Genomic DNA, 17926 nt, shown 5'->3' with positions numbered 1-17926 from the left:
CATGGCAGATGGAAGAATTATTAAAGCGTTAAGTGGCTTTTATTACGTGCAGGATGAAGTGAACAAAGAAATCTATCAGTGCAGAGGTAGAGGGAATTTCCGAAAACGTAAAATCACTCCCTTAGTTGGAGATGACGTTGTATACGAAGCGGAGAATAAAACAGATGGCTATATACTTGAAGTAAAGAAAAGAGAGAATGAACTAGTCCGACCACCAATAGCTAATATCGATCAGGCTTTTCTCGTTTTTTCAGCTACACAACCTACATTCAATACACAGCTACTTGATAAGTTTCTTGTTCACATCGAAGCGAGTGATATAAAGCCAGTCATCTGCATTACGAAAATGGATCTTGTTTCAGAATCTGAAGAAGAAGTAATACAGAATTACAGCAAGGACTATTGTGATATCGGTTATGATGTATTGATGAACTCGGCTCAGAGTTTGTCGGGAATTTCAGAAATCGAACAACACTTTTTTGATAAAGTCACTGTGTTTGCGGGACAATCCGGTGTTGGTAAGTCTTCGCTCCTCAATGCGATCAATCCTGAATTAGACTTAGATACAAGTGATATTTCGACTCACCTCGGTCGTGGAAAGCATACGACTCGGCATGTTGAGTTAATTCCGTTTGGTTCTGGATTAGTTGCTGACACGCCTGGCTTTAGTTCTCTAGATTTCAGAGGGATCGAAGCAGATGATTTATGGCTCTATTTCCCTGAAATTAGAGAAAAAACAAACGAGTGTAAATTTAGAGCCTGCACCCACATGAAAGAACCTGGATGTGCAGTAAAAGCCGCTGTAGAGGATGGAGAAATAAAGGCGTATCGTTACGACCATTATTCCTCATTCTTCACTGAGATTAAGGATCAAAAACGGAGGTATTAATATGATAAAGATTGCACCATCAATCCTCTCTGCAGACTTTGCAAAACTCGGAGAAGAAGTGAAGGATGTTGAAGCAGGTGGAGCAGATTATATCCATGTAGACGTAATGGACGGACACTTCGTTCCAAATATTACGATAGGAGCACCGATTGTTCGAGCGCTTCGACCTGTAACGAATCTACCGCTTGACGTTCACCTTATGATTGAAAATCCTGATAACTATATTGAAGAGTTTGCAGATGCGGGAGCAGACATTCTTACTGTCCACGCTGAAGCATGCCCTCACCTTCACAGGACGATTCAGTTGATCAAGAGTAAAGGGGTAAAAGCAGGAGTTGTTATTAACCCAGCAACACCAGTGGAAGCGATCAAACATGTGATTGAAGACGTAGACCTTGTTCTCTTAATGACGGTTAATCCTGGATTTGGTGGACAAGCTTTCATTGAAAGAGTGGTTGGCAAAATTGCTGAGACAGCAAAGCTTGCGAGCGAATTAGGAGTTTCTCCTGAAATTGAAGTCGACGGTGGCGTGAACGCCGAGACAGCAAGGAAGTGTATCGAAGCAGGTGCTACTGTACTTGTTGCAGGCTCAGCCGTTTACAACCAAGAAGATCGAAAAGCAGCGATCGATAAGCTTCGTCAATCATAAAACAGTCGGGCGCAACGCCCGCTGTTTTTTTGTAAAATGAGAATAAACGAATTATTTAGTAGGAGTAGATGTTCATGAATCATAATCGACTTGTTTTACTTCTTGAGATTGCCCTTATGGCAGGCATCGGGGTTATCCTTGACTTGTTTTCTATTCGCTTATGGCCAAATGGTGGTTCAGTGTCACTAGCGATGGTTCCAATCTTTTTAATCGCATTTAGGAGAGGTGTAGGAGCGGGTGTTGTTACAGGCTTACTTGTAGGGTTGTTGCAGCCTTTACTCGTTGCGCCTTTCTACGTACATCCAATTCAATTTCTATTAGATTACCCTGTTGCTTTCATGGTTGTTGGTTTAGCTGGACTATTTAGTGTATCTGTAGATGAAGCAAAGAAAAAACGAATTGTGAAAATTGCAATCGGTTGTTTCATTGGATCACTATTCAGGTTAGTAACCCATTTCACTTCAGGAGTCATTTGGTTTGGTGATATGGCGCCAGAAGGAACGCCCGTTGCACTGTACTCATTTCTTTATAATGCTTCTTACCTGTTTCCAGCTGCAGCTGTATCGATCATCGTGTTAGCACTATTATCATCGACCTCACCAAAGATGGTTCATCATCCATGAAGAATGATGTTATCTATCTAGTAGCGGGTGGGCCTTTATCTGACTTGCCACAAAATCTACTTAAACATAACCCCGACGTTCGATGGATCGGAGTTGATCGGGGAGTATATACGCTATTGAAGCACGGTGTTATTCCAGAACAAGGCTTTGGGGATTTTGATTCTGTGAGCCCCAGTGAAAGAGAGTGGATGGAAACTCATAACCTCTCATTTAATGTATATCCTTCTGAGAAGGATCATACGGACCTTGAGCTTGCGCTTGATTGGGCGATTGATCAACAGCCGAAAGAAATCATTCTGTATGGAGTTACCGGTGGAAGGTTAGATCATAGTTGGATGAATGTACAGATGTTGATCAAAGGGTTGAAAACAGGTGTAAGCGTGAAGCTTGAAGATCGACAGAACAGACTTCAGCTAAAAGCACCAGGTCACTATTCATTAAAAAAAGAAGTGCGTTACCCATATGCTTCATTTTTATCTTTCACTCCTGAAGTGAAAGGTTTAACGCTTGAAGGTTTTAAGTTTCCGCTAACTGATAAAAGATTGAAATGGGGTTCGAGTTTGTGTATCAGTAATGAATTGGTCGAGGAAAATGGGTCTTATTCATTTACTGAAGGCATACTTATGGTGGTAAGAAGTTCGGACGCCGAACACCAGGATTAGGGTATATTTTATTTTCGGCGAATATAATAGTAAAGAATATTATAATCTCATATTGTTTTATCCTGGGCTCCATTTTTGACTTTTGAGGAGGGGGAAGTATGAAGTTCTATACGATTAAACTACCTAAGTTTCTTGGTGGGTTTGTTAGGGCAATTCTTGGATCTCTTCGTAAAAATGAATAGGAAACAAAAAAAGCACCCGATTGGGTGCTTTTTTGTGTCAATTATACGCGTTCTACTTTCCCTGATTTAAGGGCACGAGCAGAAACATATACTTTTTTCGGTTTACCATCAACCATGACGCGTACCTTTTGAAGGTTAGCACCAAATTTACGTTTTGTTGTATTCAACGCGTGAGAACGCTTGTTACCAAACGCAGTCTTTTTGCCAGTGATTGCACATTTAGCCATTATTTCAACCTCCTTACTGTCCTACATTGCACAAGAAGTGCAGGATAAATCCTCCACTATAGTATCACGAGGGTGTAGTGAATGCAAGACAAAGAACAAGGGTTATCAAGAAAAAAACTTAACACCTAAGTGTGATGATACTAGTGTTTTACAAGGATAAACTTTTAAATTAAGTAATATTGTAGTAAAATAACATTAGCTCTATACTGGATGTATTCTTTAATAATTTAGCATCAAGAGTTAGTAGTAAAGATAGAATGGAACATTGGTCAGCACCCAAATCGCTAAGGGAGGAACAAATATGTCAATCGAAATGAAAACCCAATATGGACAAATCGATATTTCTACTGAGGTCGTCGCTGCAATTGCAGGTGGCGCAGCAATAGATTGTTATGGTATCGTGGGTATGGCTTCGCAGAAGCAATTAAAAGACGGTATTACAGAATTGTTGGGAAAAGATAACTTTAGCAGAGGGATAGTAGTTCGCAGAGAAGAAGAGGAACTAAATATCGATATGTATATTATCGTGAGCTATGGTACAAAAATTTCAGAAGTTGCTCATAACGTTCAAACAAAAGTAAAGTACCAGCTTGACCAAATGCTCGGACTATCTGTAGATTCTGTAAACATCTACGTACAAGGGGTCAGAGTTACGAACCCTTAAGTGGAGTTAGGAGGAACAGTCTGTGACAATTAAGAGGATTGACGGTAAGCGGTTTGCGCATATGGTTATTGAAGGTGCAAACAACCTATCAAAGAATGCAAAAATGGTTGATGCCCTAAACGTATTCCCTGTACCTGATGGTGACACGGGAACGAATATGAATTTAACCATTACGTCTGGTGCAAACGAGGTAAAGAAAAGCAGCTCTCTGAAAGTTGGAGATGTCGCATCTTTATTTGCACGAGGTTTGTTAATGGGAGCGCGCGGAAACTCTGGAGTAATTCTTTCACAATTATTCAGAGGGTTTTCAAAAGCGATCGATAACAAAAGTGAAATCGGGACAGTAGAATTTGCTGCGGCACTAGACAACGGCGTAGAATCGGCTTATAAGGCCGTTATGAAGCCTGTTGAAGGAACAATTCTAACTGTAGCGAAAGATGCTGCCAAAAAAGCAGTAAAATCCGCTAAGCAAACGGAAGATATGATCGAGTTTATGCAAGTGGTCGTGAAAGAAGCAAAAGCTTCTCTTCAACGTACGCCTGACTTACTTCCTGTTCTAAAAGAAGTTGGAGTTGTTGACTCTGGTGGTCAAGGCCTACTTGTTATCTATGAAGGATTCCTTGCTGTACTTGAAGGCAAAGAAGCTCCTGATGTTTCACTTGAAGAAGAAAAGATGGACGAGCTTGTTCGTGCTGAACATCATAAAGGCGCTCAGGGCCATATGAAAACAGAAGATATCGAATTCGGGTATTGTACTGAATTTATGGTGCATCTAGAAGATTCTAAACTCAAACAATCTCCTTTCGATGAAGAATCGTTTCGAAATGAATTAGACAAACATGGAGATTCTCTTCTTGTCATTTCAGACGAAGATCTTGTCAAAGTACATATGCATACGGAATACCCTGGTAACATCATGACATATGCACAGAACTTCGGAAGCTTAATCAAAATTAAGATAGAGAATATGCGTGAGCAACATTCTGCTATTCTTAACGAAGAGAAATCTTCTCCTAACCCAGTTCCGGCTGAGCGGAAGAAGTATGGCATTATTACGGTTTCTATGGGTGATGGAATTGCAGACTTGTTCACTAGTCTAGGCGCAAGTTATGTAATCTCTGGCGGTCAAACGATGAACCCTAGTACAGAAGATATCGTAAAGGCGATCGAAGAAGTAAACGCTGATAATATTATCATTCTGCCGAACAACAGTAACATTGTAATGACAGCAGAACAGGCTGCTTCAGTAGTTGAAGAGAATGTTGTAGTCATCCCTTCTAAAACAGTTCCTCAAGGAATCGCAAGCTTACTTGGATTCAATCCATCAGCTGAAATTGAGGAAAACGGCACAGCGATGAAAGATAGCATGTCTGAAGTGAAATCAGGTCAAGTCACGTTTGCGGTAAGAGACACTCAAATTGATGGGGTTTCAATATCCAAAGATGACTTTATGGGAATTTTTGATGGAAAGATCATGGTATCTGAATCATCTCGATTTGAAGTAGCTAAAGAACTCCTTCAATCAATGATCGGTGAAGATGATGAAATCATTACGATTATCTATGGAGAAGATACTGATAAGGAAGAAGCTGAAAGTCTTGTTACTTTCATTGAAGAGCACTATGAAGATGTGGAAGTTGAGCTTCATGAAGGCAAGCAGCCAATCTATCCTTACATTGTTTCAGTAGAATAGAGCAAATCTCAATATATCAGAAAAAGAAACGTGGCAGATGCCAGGTTTTCTTTTTCTGTAATCTATGAACAACGTGTTCACACTGTGTACATAATGAAAGGTGGAGTCGATGTGAAGTTTCGCAGCGTCTTTGATATTATTGGTCCAGTAATGATTGGCCCTTCAAGTTCTCATACAGCTGGTGCAGCTAGAATCGGAAGAGTTGCTAGACACCTTTTTGGTCGAGAGCCAGAAAGTATTACGATTTCTTTATATGGTTCATTCGCAAAAACATACAAAGGTCACGGCACAGATGTGGCATTAGTAGGTGGCGTACTTGATTTTGATACGTTTGATGAACGAATTGTGAATGCGCTTACAATAGCGAAAGAGAAAAAGATAAAAGTACGGTTCATTGAAGAAGATGCAGTCACTGATCATCCGAATACTGCAAGAGTTCATTTGAAAGACGAGAAGGGTGAACTCGAACTAGTAGGGATCTCGATCGGTGGAGGGAAAATAGAAGTAATCGAATTAAACGGATTTGCACTTGGCTTATCTGGTAATAGTCCTGCGATACTCGTCGTTCATAATGATCGTTTTGGGGCAATTGCAGGAGTGTCAAACTTACTAGCGAAGCACGAAATCAATATTGGTCATATGAATGTTTCAAGGAAAGAGAAAGGGAAAGAAGCCCTCATGACGATTGAAGTTGACCAAAACATTCCTCAAGTCGTTCTTGATGAAGTCGAATCGCTTCCAAATATTATTCAAGTAGCAAAAATAAGCGAATAACCTGTATAGGAGGAATAGTTATGTTTCGTAATGTAGCAGAATTAGTTGAGCTTGCCCAATCTAGAAATGTACCAATTTCAGAAATTATGATTGAACAAGAAATGGACGTAAGAAGTTCAACTCGTGAACAAGTCGTTGGTCAGATGGAAAGAAATCTGGAGGTTATGGAACAAGCGGTTGAGCGAGGCATTACTGAAGACGTTCGCTCACATTCTGGATTAACAGGTGGAGACGCTGTTCTTCTTCAAACTTATCTGAAGTCAGGAAAGTCACTTTCAGGTGAAACGATGTTAGACGCAGTAAGTAAAGCGATGGCAACGAATGAAGTGAACGCTGCGATGGGAACAATTTGCGCAACACCTACAGCAGGATCAGCGGGAGTTGTACCAGGAACATTATTTGCGATTAGAGAAAAAATCAACCCAACAAAAGAGCAAATGGTTCGGTATCTCTTTACATCAGGTGCTTTTGGATTCGTTGTTGCAAACAATGCTTCCATTTCAGGAGCAGCTGGTGGATGTCAGGCTGAAGTAGGTTCAGCAACTGGGATGGCCGCTGCTGCAATTGTTGAACTCATGGGCGGTACTCCTGAGCAGTCTTCACATGCTTTTGCTATTGCACTTAAAAACATGCTTGGATTAGTGTGCGATCCAGTAGCTGGTCTCGTAGAGGTGCCGTGTGTAAAACGAAATGCAATGGGAGCATCGAACGCTCTTGTGGCGGCGGATATGTCACTCGCAGGTATAACTAGCCGTATTCCTTGTGATGAAGTGATCGACGCGATGTATAAGATTGGACAAACGATGCCATCTGCGCTGCGTGAAACTGCGCAAGGAGGCTTAGCAGCAACCCCGACAGGAAGAGAATTAGAAGCCAGGATTTTTGGAGTATCTCTAGATAAGAAATGAGTGAAGGATAGTGAGCGAAGTCACAAAAATAAAAGGTATAGGTGATGAGAAAGCTGCTTCTCTATCATCGATCGGGATCAATAGCGTCTCCGATTTACTAGAGTATTTCCCTTTTCGATACGAAGACTATGAATTGAAAGATCTAGCTGACGTTAAGCATGAAGAACGGGCTACGCTCGAAGGGAAAGTTCATAGTGAACCTGTCGTTCGATACTATGGAAAGAAGAAATCTCGACTGTCTGTAAGGCTGTTAGTGGGAAGGTTCCTCATTACAGCCGTTTTTTTTAATCGTGCATTTCTAAAAAAACAATTTTCACTGGGCCAGACAGTTACCGTCACTGGAAAGTGGGACCAGCATAAGATGACTCTTTCTGCTTCTGAGATTGCGTTTGCAAGTCATGACCCGGAAGGTACAATCGAGCCGGTGTATCCAGTTGGTGGAGACATTACTGTAAAAGCAATCAAACGGTATATCCAACTTGCACTTCAACAATTCGCGAATGAAATTGAAGAGTCCCTTCCACCTCAGATGCTTGAAAGGTACAAGCTTATGGATAAAAGAGAAGCTGTTCAAACGATGCATGCTCCACAATCACATGATCATTTGAAACAGGCGAGAAGAAGGTTTGTTTACGAAGAATTACTTCAATTTCAGTTGAAAATGCAGTTGTTTCGAAAGAGAGAAAGGGAAAACACAAAGGGCTCCTCTCACGTATATAAAAGAAGTGATTTAGATGAGTTTATCAGTAGTCTTCCATTTCCTTTAACCGGTGCGCAAGATCGAGTCGTAGAAGAAATTTTGAAAGATATGGAAAGTCCATACCGCATGAATCGCTTGCTACAGGGTGACGTTGGATCAGGTAAGACTGTAGTCGCGGCGATTGCGCTGTATGCTACGTATTTGTCTGGTAATCAAGGGGCACTGATGGTACCTACAGAAATCCTTGCAGAACAGCACTTTGAGTCTTTTGAGGATCTTGTAGGGAACACGCTGAACGTAGAGCTATTGACTGGATCTGTAAAGGGGAAGAAGCGAAGAGAGCTACTTGAACGGTTAGCAACAAGTGAGGTTGATCTATTGATCGGTACACATGCGCTCATACAGGACGAAGTAGTGTTTAAGCACCTAGGTTTAGTCATCACTGATGAGCAGCATCGTTTTGGAGTTAAGCAGCGAAGGGTATTAAAAGAAAAAGGCTTGACCCCTGATGTCCTATATATGACGGCAACACCGATACCGAGAACGCTCGCGATTTCCGTTTTTGGAGATATGGATGTATCGACGATCGATGAAATGCCAGCTGGCCGAAAGCCGATCGAGACATACTGGGCGAAACCGGATATGCTTTCGCGCGTGCTCGATTTTGTAACGAAAGAACTTGATCAAGGTCGTCAAGGTTATGTAATCTGTCCTCTGATTGAGGAATCAGAGAAGCTTGACGTCCAAAATGCCATCGATGTCCATGCTCAAATGCAAACGGCATTGCCTCATTATCAGGTAGGATTAATGCACGGAAGGCTAACTTCTGATGAAAAGGAAGCTATCATGGAAGCCTACAGTCAAAATGACGTGCAGCTGTTAGTATCCACAACGGTCGTGGAGGTCGGTGTAAACGTACCGAATGCGACAATTATGGTTATTTATGATGCTGAACGATTTGGATTGGCTCAGCTTCATCAGCTGCGTGGGCGAGTCGGTCGAGGAAAAGATCAATCATATTGTATTTTACTTGCTGATCCGAAATCCGAAGTAGGGAAGGAACGGATGCAGATTATGACTGAATCGAACGATGGTTTTGTTCTATCTCAGCGTGACCTTGAACTCAGAGGGCCTGGAGATTTCTTTGGAAGAAAACAAAGTGGTCTACCTGAATTCAAGGTAGCAGATCTCGTTCATGATTATCGTGTCCTTGAAGTTGCTCGTAACGATGCGAGTGCTCTTGTTGAATCTACTGCTTTCTGGGAGGATGATGCTTATCGTCGTCTTAGGACCTATTTAATGAATGAAGGGGTTTTGAGTGGGGAAAAACTTGATTAGCTTGCAAAATCACGCCTAGCATTATATACTACGTTTTAGGACCTAGTCATAAGACTGAGATAAAGAGGATCATTCGATCCTCTTTATCCGTTTATTAATGCTAGATAGGCGGCGGTAGAGAATGAAAAGGAGCAAAAGAGAGCGTCAAAGCTTATTGAAAGAAACCATTGAAAACACACCGTTTATTACGGATGAAGATCTAGCTGATAAGTTTAGTGTGAGCATTCAAACGATAAGGTTGGACAGACTTGAGCTTTCGATCCCGGAATTACGAGAGCGAATCAAGTATGTTGCACAGCAGCAATTAGATGAAGTTAAAGCTCTTCCTATGGAAGAAGTGATTGGTCAGGTTATTGATTTGCAGCTTGATGAAAGTGCCATTTCGATCCTGGATATTCGACCAGAACATGTTTTTTCTAGAAACAAGATTGCTAGAGGTCATCATCTGTTTGCGCAAGCGAATTCACTAGCAGTCGCTATTATTAACGACGAACTTGCCTTAACTGCGAAAGCGAACATCCGTTTTTCTAGACAGGTGAACGAAGGAGAGCGAGTTGTAGCAAAAGCAAGCGTATCAGATAATAGTAAAGGCAGAACGACAGTAGAGGTCAACAGCTTCGTTCAAAACGAAACCGTATTTTCCGGTGAGTTTGTAATGTATCGCTCTACCAAACCCTGAAAGGATGCTGAACTAACATGAGACTTGCAATAGATGCGATGGGTGGGGACAACGCCCCGCAAGCAATCATCGATGGTGTACATGAAGCACTCGAAATGTATAAAGATCTATCTGTCACCATCGTTGGAGATGAAAATCAAATCAACCCCTTACTTACGGACAGTAAAGAGCGATTAACCGTATTACATACAGATGAATACATAACGTCAGAAGATCAACCAGTACGTGCTGCTAGAAGAAAGAAGAAAGCATCGATGGTACTTGCAGTAAATGAAGTGAAGGAAGGAAGAGCAGATGCTTGTATTTCTGCAGGAAATACAGGAGCTCTTATGGCAGCTGGTTTATTGTATATTGGTCGCATTGAAGGGATCGAAAGGCCAGGTCTTGCCCCTACCCTTCCAACGATCGATGAAAAAGGATTCTTACTACTCGATGTTGGGGCAAATATGGATTCTAAGCCTGAGCACTTGCTTCAATATGCACAGATGGGTGCAGTTTATGCTGAGAAAGTGCGCGGAATCGATTCTCCGCGTATCGGCCTATTGAATATCGGAACAGAAGAAGGTAAAGGGAATGAATTAAGTAAACAAGCCTTCGCGTTACTTCAAGATAGTGGATTGAACTTTGTTGGGAACGTTGAATCTCGAGACATTCTAAGTAATGCAGCTGACGTTGTAGTATGCGATGGTTTCTCAGGAAATCTAGTTTTAAAAACAATTGAAGGTACGGCATTAACCATGTTTACGATGCTGAAAGAAGAGCTTACAAGCTCATTCACGAGTAAAATGGCGGCAGGAGTGCTAAAACCTAAATTGAAAAACCTTAAGAATAAGCTCGACTATTCAGAATATGGTGGAGCTGGCTTATTTGGCCTGCGAGCTCCTGTGATTAAAGCGCACGGCTCATCAAATGGACGAGCAGTTTTCAGTGCAATAAAACAGGCTAGAATGATGGTAACAGGGAATGTCGTAACTGAAATTAAATCTTCTCTTGAAGAGAAGCAGGAAGGAGATCAGTAATGGGAAAAACAGCATTTTTATTTCCAGGTCAAGGAGCACAAACGGTAGGAATGGGGAGCGAATTCCGTGAAGTGTATTCATCTTCAGAAACTATCTTCAAAGAAGCAGACAACCGCCTTGACTATGATCTAACAAAGCTAATCATGAATGGACCGATGGAAACCTTAACGAAAACAGAGAACACGCAGCCTGCGATCGTAACAGCTAGTATTGCCGTTTTAGAAGCTCTACGAGAGAAAGGGGTTACTGCAGATTACACCGCTGGTCATAGCCTTGGTGAGTATTCAGCTCTTGTAGCATCTGGCGCGCTATCGTTTTCTGATGCTGTCTATGCCGTTAGAAACAGAGGTCTTTACATGGAGGAAGCAGTTCCTGCTGGTGAAGGTGCTATGGCAGCCATTATGGGTATGGATCGTGAAGAGCTACAAGCAATCGTAGAAAACGTATCAGAAACGACAGACACTGTTCAGCTAGCAAACTTGAATAGCCCTGGACAAATTGTTATTTCTGGTGCAAAAGCCGGCGTGGAGAAGGCTTCAGAAGTAGCGAAAGAAAAAGGAGCTAGAAGAGTAATTCCTCTTCAAGTAAGTGGACCGTTTCATTCGAGCTTAATGAAACCTGCTGCTGATAAAATGTCTGCAATCCTTGATTCTATTACGATTTCAGATGCTTCAGTTCCAGTGATTGCAAACGTTTCTGCAGAACCTAGTACATCAGCTGAAGAAATCAAAACCAATTTACTGCAACAGATTTATTCACCAGTTCTTTTTGAAGATACGGTTCGTAAATTGATGGATTTAGGTGTGGACCGATTTATTGAAGTAGGCCCTGGGAACGTATTGTCAGGCCTTGTGAAGAAAGTTAATCGTCGCGCTTTTGTTCATGCTGTTAGTACACCGGAACAACTTGATCAATTAGTAGAAAAGCTAGGGGAGGAATAAATATGGCAGAGAAAAAATCGGCACTTGTAACAGGCGGCTCTCGCGGGATCGGACGTGCAATTGCGCTTGAACTCGCGTCCCAAGGGATGAATGTAGCTGTGAACTATGCTGGAAGTGAAGCGAAAGCAAACGAAGTTGTAGACGAAATTAAAGCAGCTGGAGGCAATGCCATTGCAATCCAGGCAAACGTTGGTAATATGGATGAAGTACAGGGTATGGTGAAGGAAGTTATTTCTGAATTTGGAAGCCTCGAAGTATTAGTGAACAACGCCGGTATTACGAGGGATAACTTGTTGATGCGTATGAAGGAACAAGAGTGGGATGATGTAATCAACACAAACCTAAAAGGTGTGTTTAACTGTACGAAATCCGTTACTCGCCAAATGATGAAACAACGTTATGGTCGCATCATTAACATGGCATCTGTAGTTGGCGTTGCAGGAAATGCTGGACAGGCTAACTATGTAGCTGCGAAAGCTGGAGTGATTGGATTGACGAAAACGACGGCGAAAGAACTTGCGAGTCGTAACATTACAGTTAATGCTCTTGCGCCTGGATTTATTGAAACAGATATGACAGACGATTTATCAGAAGAAGTGAAGAGTGGAATGAAAGGCCAAATTCCACTAGGAAGACTTGGTGCTGCACAAGATATTGCAAAAGCCGTTAAGTTTCTTTCTTCAGATGATGCAAACTATATCACCGGTCAGACTCTTCATATCGATGGCGGAATGGTGATGTAACGTAAGAGAAAAATTGTACATCTAGTTTTTTTACTTTATATATCCTATAATAGCTTGAGGGGAGGTGAGTATAATGGCAGATACACTAGAGCGTGTAACAAAAATCATCGTTGATCGTCTTGGAGTTGATGCGGCTGAAGTTAAGCCTGAAGCTTCTTTTAAAGATGACCTTGGTGCCGATTCCCTGGATGTAGTGGAATTAGTTATGGAGCTTGAAGATGAGTTTGACATGGAAATCTCAGACGAGGACGCTGAGAAGATCGTAACAGTTGGCGATGTAATTGATTACATAAATAGCCAAAATTAATGTTCAGGCTTCCTGGACTTGTGGATTAAGCCTCGTATATGCGGGGCTTTATTCCCTTTGTATTTAGAAGATTTTGATTAGTCGTGGAGGTATCTATGTCCAAATCACACAAACATTCACATAAAACCAAAAGACGTTTTAAGCCTAAGCATTCACGACAACTCGTGGTTGGGGACACTGAGAAAGAAAAGTTCGCTCTGTTTCTTAAGGAAATCGACGTTTCCTTTAACAATGAACAACTTCTCTACCAGGCATTTACTCATTCATCGTATGTGAATGAGCATCGACTGCATCCGCAGATGGATAATGAACGTCTAGAATTTCTAGGTGATGCTGTACTTGAACTTACAATATCACGGTACCTGTTTGAGAAATATCCGAATATGAGTGAGGGAGAATTAACGAAGCTAAGAGCTGCCATCGTGTGTGAGCCATCGCTCGTTCAGTTCGCTAACGATCTCAATTTCGGACACCTTGTTCTTCTAGGTAAGGGCGAGGAAATGACGGGTGGCAGAGCAAGACCAGCACTTCTTGCCGATGTGTTCGAATCATTTGTATGTGCATTGTATCTTGATCAAGGCATAGAAGTCGTCTTTGACTTTCTAGAGAAATTCGTCTATCCGAAGATTAACGCCGGTGCTTTTTCTCATGTGATGGATTATAAAAGTCAACTACAAGAAGTCATTCAGCGTGAAAGCCTTGGGGTTATAGACTATGTTATTACAGATGAAAAAGGACCAGCACATAATCGTGAATTTGCGTCCAAAGTAACTCTTAACGGAGCTGACCTGGGACTTGGTATAGGTCGTTCGAAAAAAGAAGCTGAACAAAAGGCTGCACAACAAGCGCTTCTTAACTTAAAAGAACGAAATGAAAAAGAATCCTGATTAACAGGATTCTTTTTACTTATGTGCTGTTTTCAATTTACGCAGTACGTAGTTTGCCTAGTTCTGCTAGTAGCGCTTGCATTTCACCTGGTGTTAAGGAATCTTTCTTATTGACCATCATATAGATTTCGTGAATGTCATCATAAGTAGAGAGGTCAAAAGATTCTGGTTTGATCATGGAGGAGTTAATAACTTGAAGCTTCTCCTTAATGCCTTCAACCATGAACGCCAGGTTTTCTTCTGTCTTGTTAGATAGATCCATTCGTACCACCTGCCTTTTTGCACAATCTGTCTGCTCTACTCCCTTCTCTTAAGAGAAGGTCCTTTTGAGCTTTTCTTATTGTAACATGGATAAGGCCTAGTATCGTAGGCTATCGGAATTTATGATAAAATAAGACAGTTAGTTCTAGGCATAGCAAAACTATTATACTTACATAGATATGAAACAGATGAGGGGGAAAAATTGATGTTCCTCAAACGATTAGATGTAGTCGGCTTTAAATCCTTTGCCGATCGAATTTCAGTTGAGTTTGTTCCAGGAGTTACATCAGTTGTCGGTCCTAATGGGAGCGGCAAAAGTAATATAAATGACGCCATTCGATGGGTGCTGGGAGAGCAATCAGCCAGGTCACTCAGAGGATCGAAGATGGAAGATATCATCTTCTCAGGCAGTGAATCACGTAAGGCTGTGAACCTTGCTGAAGTAACCTTAACTTTAGATAACCATGATCAATACCTTCCTATAGAGTACAACGAAGTTAGCGTAACAAGGAGAGTTTACCGCTCTGGTGATAGTGAATATTTGTTGAACAACCAGACGTGCAGACTCAAAGATATCATCGAATTATTTATGGACTCAGGTCTCGGGAAAGAATCGTTCTCCATTATTGGACAAGGAAGGATTGAAGAAATCCTAAGCAGTAAGTCTGAAGAGAGAAGAAAAATATTCGAAGAGGCAGCAGGAGTTTTGAAATACAAGACTCGAAAACATAAAGCGGAAGCAAGGTTAAAAGAAACAGCGGACAATCTTTATCGCGTGGAAGATATCCTTTATGAACTAGAAGATCAGGTGGAGCCTTTAAGAATTCAGGCGTCGATTGCAAAAGACTACCTTGAGAAAAGGGAAGAACTAGAGAAAATCGAAGCCGCTCTTACCGTTCACGAGATTGAGGAGTTTCATGGCGCATGGAAGAAGAAATCTGCTGAATTGGACGATCTGAAACAGAAAGAACTGGAGGTTTCAGAATCTGTTCAAGTAAAGAAGCAAGAACTTGAAGAAGCGAAACAAGAACTTCTTTCTGCCGAAACAAACATCGAACGTTACCAACAAACCCTTTTAGATACAAGCGAAGAGCTTGAAAAGCTAGAAGGTAAAAGAGAAGTATTGAAAGAACGCAAGAAGAATGCACACCAAAACAGAGAGAACCTTAAAGAAAGAATTAGTTTTCTTCAAGAAAAGAAACGTTATTATGAGAAAGAAATCGCTCAGCACAGGAGTCGATTTGAAGGACAGAAGAGTGAGTTAGCCGATTTGAAAAATCAGCTAAAGAAAGAAACTGAGCTTCTTGCAGATGTAGAACAAGACATCGAACAAGAGCTAGACCGGATGAAGTCAGATTACTTCGAGCTGTTGAACGAGCAAGCATCGATTCGGAACGAAAATCGTTACCTACAAGATCAGCTTACTGTTCTTTCGCAGCGTAAGAAACGTTTGGATGATGATAATCATAAGTTCATTCAACAACGAACAGATGTTGATGATAAGAAGAAAGAGATTTCGAATCAACTTAAGGATTCGAAAAAGAAACTTGAAGCGCACGTTTCTTCATTTTATAAAAGCAAGCATGATGTTGAAGAAAAGAAAAAAGCTCTCGGTGAAAAAGAGTCTAAGCTCTATCAAGCTTATCAATATATTCAACAGCACCGCTCGAAGAAGCAAATGCTTGAAGAAATGCAGGAAGATTATGCTGGGTTTTATCAAGGTGTAAAAGAAGTACTGAAGGCAAGAAAAGAGATTGAAGGAATAGAAGGTGCTGTCGCTGAACTGATCACGGTACCTAAGCAAGTTGAGACTGCCCTTGAAACAGCTCTTGGTGGAGCAATGCAAAGCGTTGTAGTTTCTGATGAAAGAGCTGGTCGAGGAGCGATTGCATTCTTAAAGAAAAATCGATCTGGACGAGCGACTTTTCTACCATTAACAGTTATTAAATCTAGAAAAATTTCTGGTTATGATTTAGAACGAGTGAAAAAACATGACGCGTTTGTAGGTGTAGCATCGGATTTGATCCAATTCGAGGAGAAATATTCGAACGTATTGGAAAACCTGTTAGGATCTGTCCTCGTAGCGAGTGACTTGAAAGGTGCGAACGAACTAGCAAAACTAGTTCAGTACAAAAGCCGAATCGTTACTCTCGAAGGCGACGTTGTGAACCCAGGCGGTTCGATGAGTGGAGGTAGCGTGAAGCAGAAGTCGACTTCCCTTCTAAGCAGGCAGCGTGATCTGGATCTATTAGAAAGTAAGTTAGCTGAGATGGAGAAGAAAACACTAGGCGTTGAGAAAGAAATTCAACGAGATAAAGCTGAACTTGAGAAGCTTGAATCTGAGCTTGAATCGATGAGAGAACATGGTGAAAATCTTCGTTTAGAAGAACAGTCTCTTCTAGGAGATTATAGAGGAATTGAAGGGGAAGAACGCAACACGAACGAACGTCTTCAATTGTATGACCGTGAGAAAAGTGCGATTGTGGAAGAAGAAGAAAGCCATGAAAAGCGTAGTTACTTCTTATCAGAACGCCTCGAAGCAATCACAGAGCAAGCAGAAGTGCTTGAGAAGAAAATTGAAGCATTAACACTCAAGAAGCAATCTCAACAAACTTCTAAAGAAACGATCCAAACGGAAATCACGGAATTAAAAGTGAAGGTGGCTGAACATCAGCAGTCATTCCAAAACCAGAAAGAAACGCTCGATAGGCTTTCTTCAGAACAACAGGATACAACGGCACAGTTGAATGAAACGATGGAAGAACACGAACTTCTCAATGAGGCAATGTCTTCTAATTCAACAGGCGAAGAAAAGCTCGATGAGAATATACAAAAGCTAAGAGATGAAAAGGATGGGCTGTTGACGTCACTTCAAGATGAAAGAGAAGTGAAAACATCTCGTCAAATGAACATCGAGAAAGTTAGTACTGCTCATGAATCATTAATAGCTGAAGAAAAGCAGTTAGCTGGGCTGTTACAAGCTGCTGAAGTACAAGTGAACCGCCTTGATGTAGAACTTGAAAATCGCCTAACGATGCTAAGCGAAGAATATGGATTAACATACGAAGCAGCGAAAAATAAGCATGTGCTTACCATAGAAGCGGATGAAGCAAAGAAGAAGTTGAAGTTAATCAAGTTAGAAATAGATGAACTAGGTACGGTCAATCTTGGAGCGATCGATGAATTTGATCGCGTGAATGAGCGTTACACGTTCCTCACAGAACAACAGAAGGATTTGTTACAGGCGAAAGATACACTATATACTGTAATAGATGAAATGGATCAGGAAATGAAGAAGCGTTTTGAAGAAACGTATTCTAAGATTCGTACGCAATTTCAACAAGTGTTCAAAGAATTATTTGGAGGTGGGAAGGCGGATCTCGTATTGACAGATCCGGAAAACCTTTTATCGACTGGTGTCGATATCCTTGCTCAACCACCAGGTAAAAAGCTTCAACATCTTGCGCTACTTTCTGGCGGAGAACGGGCATTTACTGCAATCGCCCTGCTTTTTGCAATCTTGAAAGTGCGCCCTGTTCCATTCTGTGTTTTAGATGAAGTAGAAGCTGCGCTCGACGATGCCAACGTAAACAGATTCGCTAGGTATTTAAAGCAATTCAGTGAGAGAACGCAGTTCATAGTAATCACACACCGTAAAGGTACCATGGAGGAGTCTGACGTACTCTATGGTGTCACCATGCAAGAGTCGGGTGTTTCAAGGCTCGTATCAGTTAGGCTTGAAGAATCAAAACAATTAATTTCGCAATAAGACAGTGGGGG

19 protein-coding genes are annotated in these 17926 nt (G+C 41.4%); 17 read left to right on the top strand and 2 right to left on the bottom strand.

Going from position 1 to position 17926, the window contains the following annotated elements; translation table 11 throughout:
* Position 1: 1 nt before the first annotated feature.
* From rsgA to spoVM, 5 genes are all read left to right on the top strand, one after another.
* Entirely contained in the window at positions 2-889 is an 888-nt protein-coding gene (gene rsgA, locus SJY16_RS11380; protein ID WP_377889278.1) for a ribosome small subunit-dependent GTPase A, read from the top strand.
* A 1-nt stretch (position 890) separates the two neighbouring features.
* A complete protein-coding gene (gene rpe / locus SJY16_RS11375; RefSeq protein WP_377889276.1) occupies positions 891-1538 on the top strand; it encodes a ribulose-phosphate 3-epimerase in 648 nt (215 codons plus the stop codon).
* 74 nt (positions 1539-1612) lie between these two features.
* The gene (thiT, locus tag SJY16_RS11370; protein ID WP_377889274.1) at positions 1613-2161 is read left to right on the top strand and encodes an energy-coupled thiamine transporter ThiT; all 549 of its coding nucleotides are present in this window, start codon (positions 1613-1615) and stop codon (positions 2159-2161) included.
* Complete coding sequence (locus tag SJY16_RS11365; RefSeq protein ID WP_377889272.1) at positions 2158-2823, top strand: thiamine diphosphokinase; 666 nt, start codon at positions 2158-2160, stop codon at positions 2821-2823. The genes thiT and SJY16_RS11365 overlap by 4 nt, the downstream gene beginning before the upstream one ends.
* A gap of 98 nt (positions 2824-2921) precedes the next feature.
* Positions 2922-3005, top strand: coding sequence for a stage V sporulation protein SpoVM (spoVM, locus tag SJY16_RS11360; RefSeq protein ID WP_224882999.1), 84 nt, complete (start codon positions 2922-2924; stop codon positions 3003-3005).
* 41 nt (positions 3006-3046) lie between these two features.
* On the opposite strand, the gene rpmB is transcribed toward spoVM, so the two are convergent.
* A complete protein-coding gene (gene rpmB / locus SJY16_RS11355; protein WP_377892196.1) occupies positions 3047-3235 on the bottom strand; it encodes a 50S ribosomal protein L28 in 189 nt (62 codons plus the stop codon).
* Positions 3236-3533: 298 nt separating this feature from the next.
* Between rpmB and SJY16_RS11350 the strand changes: the two genes are divergently transcribed.
* The 11 genes from SJY16_RS11350 to rnc all read left to right on the top strand — a co-directional run bounded on the left by SJY16_RS11350 (position 3534) and on the right by rnc (position 13885).
* Positions 3534-3896 carry an Asp23/Gls24 family envelope stress response protein gene (locus tag SJY16_RS11350; protein WP_224882043.1) on the top strand — a complete coding sequence of 121 codons (363 nt, stop codon included), beginning with the start codon at positions 3534-3536 and terminating at the stop codon, positions 3894-3896.
* Between the two features lie 22 nt (positions 3897-3918).
* Positions 3919-5589: a DAK2 domain-containing protein gene (locus SJY16_RS11345; RefSeq protein WP_377889270.1), complete on the top strand. Its 1671-nt coding sequence runs from the start codon at positions 3919-3921 to the stop codon at positions 5587-5589.
* 111 nt (positions 5590-5700) lie between these two features.
* Entirely contained in the window at positions 5701-6363 is a 663-nt protein-coding gene (gene sdaAB, locus SJY16_RS11340) for an L-serine ammonia-lyase, iron-sulfur-dependent subunit beta (RefSeq protein ID WP_377889269.1), read from the top strand.
* A gap of 20 nt (positions 6364-6383) precedes the next feature.
* Positions 6384-7271 carry an L-serine ammonia-lyase, iron-sulfur-dependent, subunit alpha gene (gene sdaAA / locus SJY16_RS11335; protein ID WP_377889266.1) on the top strand — a complete coding sequence of 296 codons (888 nt, stop codon included), beginning with the start codon at positions 6384-6386 and terminating at the stop codon, positions 7269-7271.
* Positions 7272-7281: 10 nt separating this feature from the next.
* On the top strand, positions 7282-9309 hold the full coding sequence (gene recG, locus SJY16_RS11330) for an ATP-dependent DNA helicase RecG (RefSeq protein WP_377889264.1): 2028 nt from the start codon (positions 7282-7284) through the stop codon (positions 9307-9309).
* Between the two features lie 121 nt (positions 9310-9430).
* Positions 9431-9988: a transcription factor FapR gene (gene fapR, locus SJY16_RS11325; RefSeq protein WP_377889262.1), complete on the top strand. Its 558-nt coding sequence runs from the start codon at positions 9431-9433 to the stop codon at positions 9986-9988.
* 17 nt (positions 9989-10005) lie between these two features.
* Positions 10006-11007: a phosphate acyltransferase PlsX gene (gene plsX / locus SJY16_RS11320; RefSeq protein WP_377889261.1), complete on the top strand. Its 1002-nt coding sequence runs from the start codon at positions 10006-10008 to the stop codon at positions 11005-11007.
* On the top strand, positions 11007-11948 hold the full coding sequence (gene fabD, locus SJY16_RS11315; RefSeq protein WP_377889260.1) for an ACP S-malonyltransferase: 942 nt from the start codon (positions 11007-11009) through the stop codon (positions 11946-11948). Before plsX ends, fabD begins: the two co-directional genes overlap by 1 nt.
* A 2-nt stretch (positions 11949-11950) precedes the next feature.
* Entirely contained in the window at positions 11951-12691 is a 741-nt protein-coding gene (fabG, locus tag SJY16_RS11310) for a 3-oxoacyl-[acyl-carrier-protein] reductase (protein WP_377889258.1), read from the top strand.
* A 73-nt stretch (positions 12692-12764) separates the two neighbouring features.
* A complete protein-coding gene (gene acpP / locus SJY16_RS11305) occupies positions 12765-12998 on the top strand; it encodes an acyl carrier protein (protein ID WP_377889256.1) in 234 nt (77 codons plus the stop codon).
* 95 nt (positions 12999-13093) lie between these two features.
* Entirely contained in the window at positions 13094-13885 is a 792-nt protein-coding gene (gene rnc / locus SJY16_RS11300; RefSeq protein ID WP_377889254.1) for a ribonuclease III, read from the top strand.
* 37 nt (positions 13886-13922) lie between these two features.
* Here the strand turns inward: rnc and SJY16_RS11295 are convergent, their stop codons facing one another.
* Complete coding sequence (locus SJY16_RS11295; RefSeq protein ID WP_377889252.1) at positions 13923-14147, bottom strand: DUF1128 domain-containing protein; 225 nt, start codon at positions 14145-14147, stop codon at positions 13923-13925.
* Between the two features lie 204 nt (positions 14148-14351).
* Here SJY16_RS11295 and smc point away from each other — a divergent pair, with 204 nt between their 5' ends.
* A complete protein-coding gene (gene smc, locus SJY16_RS11290) occupies positions 14352-17915 on the top strand; it encodes a chromosome segregation protein SMC (RefSeq protein WP_377889250.1) in 3564 nt (1187 codons plus the stop codon).
* Positions 17916-17926 lie beyond the last annotated feature (11 nt).

The organism is Alkalihalobacillus sp. R86527 (assembly GCF_042466185.1).
Taxonomy (GTDB): Bacteria; Bacillota; Bacilli; order Bacillales; family Guptibacillaceae; genus Guptibacillus.
The sequence above is the reverse complement of the archived record's forward strand: the minus strand, read 5'-3'. Positions and strand labels throughout refer to the sequence as shown.

Excerpts from the sequence above, each read along its gene's own strand:
- spoVM (WP_224882999.1), top strand. The coding sequence starts at position 2,922 with ATGAAGTTCTATACGATTAAACTACCTAAGTTTCTTGGTGGGTTTGTT.
- plsX (WP_377889261.1), top strand. The coding sequence starts at position 10,006 with ATGAGACTTGCAATAGATGCGATGGGTGGGGACAACGCCCCGCAAGCA.
- SJY16_RS11350 (WP_224882043.1), top strand. The coding sequence starts at position 3,534 with ATGTCAATCGAAATGAAAACCCAATATGGACAAATCGATATTTCTACT.
- rpe (WP_377889276.1), top strand. The coding sequence starts at position 891 with ATGATAAAGATTGCACCATCAATCCTCTCTGCAGACTTTGCAAAACTC.
- rnc (WP_377889254.1), top strand. The coding sequence starts at position 13,094 with ATGTCCAAATCACACAAACATTCACATAAAACCAAAAGACGTTTTAAG.
- SJY16_RS11295 (WP_377889252.1), bottom strand. The coding sequence starts at position 14,147 with ATGGATCTATCTAACAAGACAGAAGAAAACCTGGCGTTCATGGTTGAA.
- SJY16_RS11365 (WP_377889272.1), top strand. The coding sequence starts at position 2,158 with ATGAAGAATGATGTTATCTATCTAGTAGCGGGTGGGCCTTTATCTGAC.
- rsgA (WP_377889278.1), top strand. The coding sequence starts at position 2 with ATGGCAGATGGAAGAATTATTAAAGCGTTAAGTGGCTTTTATTACGTG.
- fabG (WP_377889258.1), top strand. The coding sequence starts at position 11,951 with ATGGCAGAGAAAAAATCGGCACTTGTAACAGGCGGCTCTCGCGGGATC.
- fabD (WP_377889260.1), top strand. The coding sequence starts at position 11,007 with ATGGGAAAAACAGCATTTTTATTTCCAGGTCAAGGAGCACAAACGGTA.
- fapR (WP_377889262.1), top strand. The coding sequence starts at position 9,431 with ATGAAAAGGAGCAAAAGAGAGCGTCAAAGCTTATTGAAAGAAACCATT.
- acpP (WP_377889256.1), top strand. The coding sequence starts at position 12,765 with ATGGCAGATACACTAGAGCGTGTAACAAAAATCATCGTTGATCGTCTT.
- smc (WP_377889250.1), top strand. The coding sequence starts at position 14,352 with ATGTTCCTCAAACGATTAGATGTAGTCGGCTTTAAATCCTTTGCCGAT.
- sdaAA (WP_377889266.1), top strand. The coding sequence starts at position 6,384 with ATGTTTCGTAATGTAGCAGAATTAGTTGAGCTTGCCCAATCTAGAAAT.
- thiT (WP_377889274.1), top strand. The coding sequence starts at position 1,613 with ATGAATCATAATCGACTTGTTTTACTTCTTGAGATTGCCCTTATGGCA.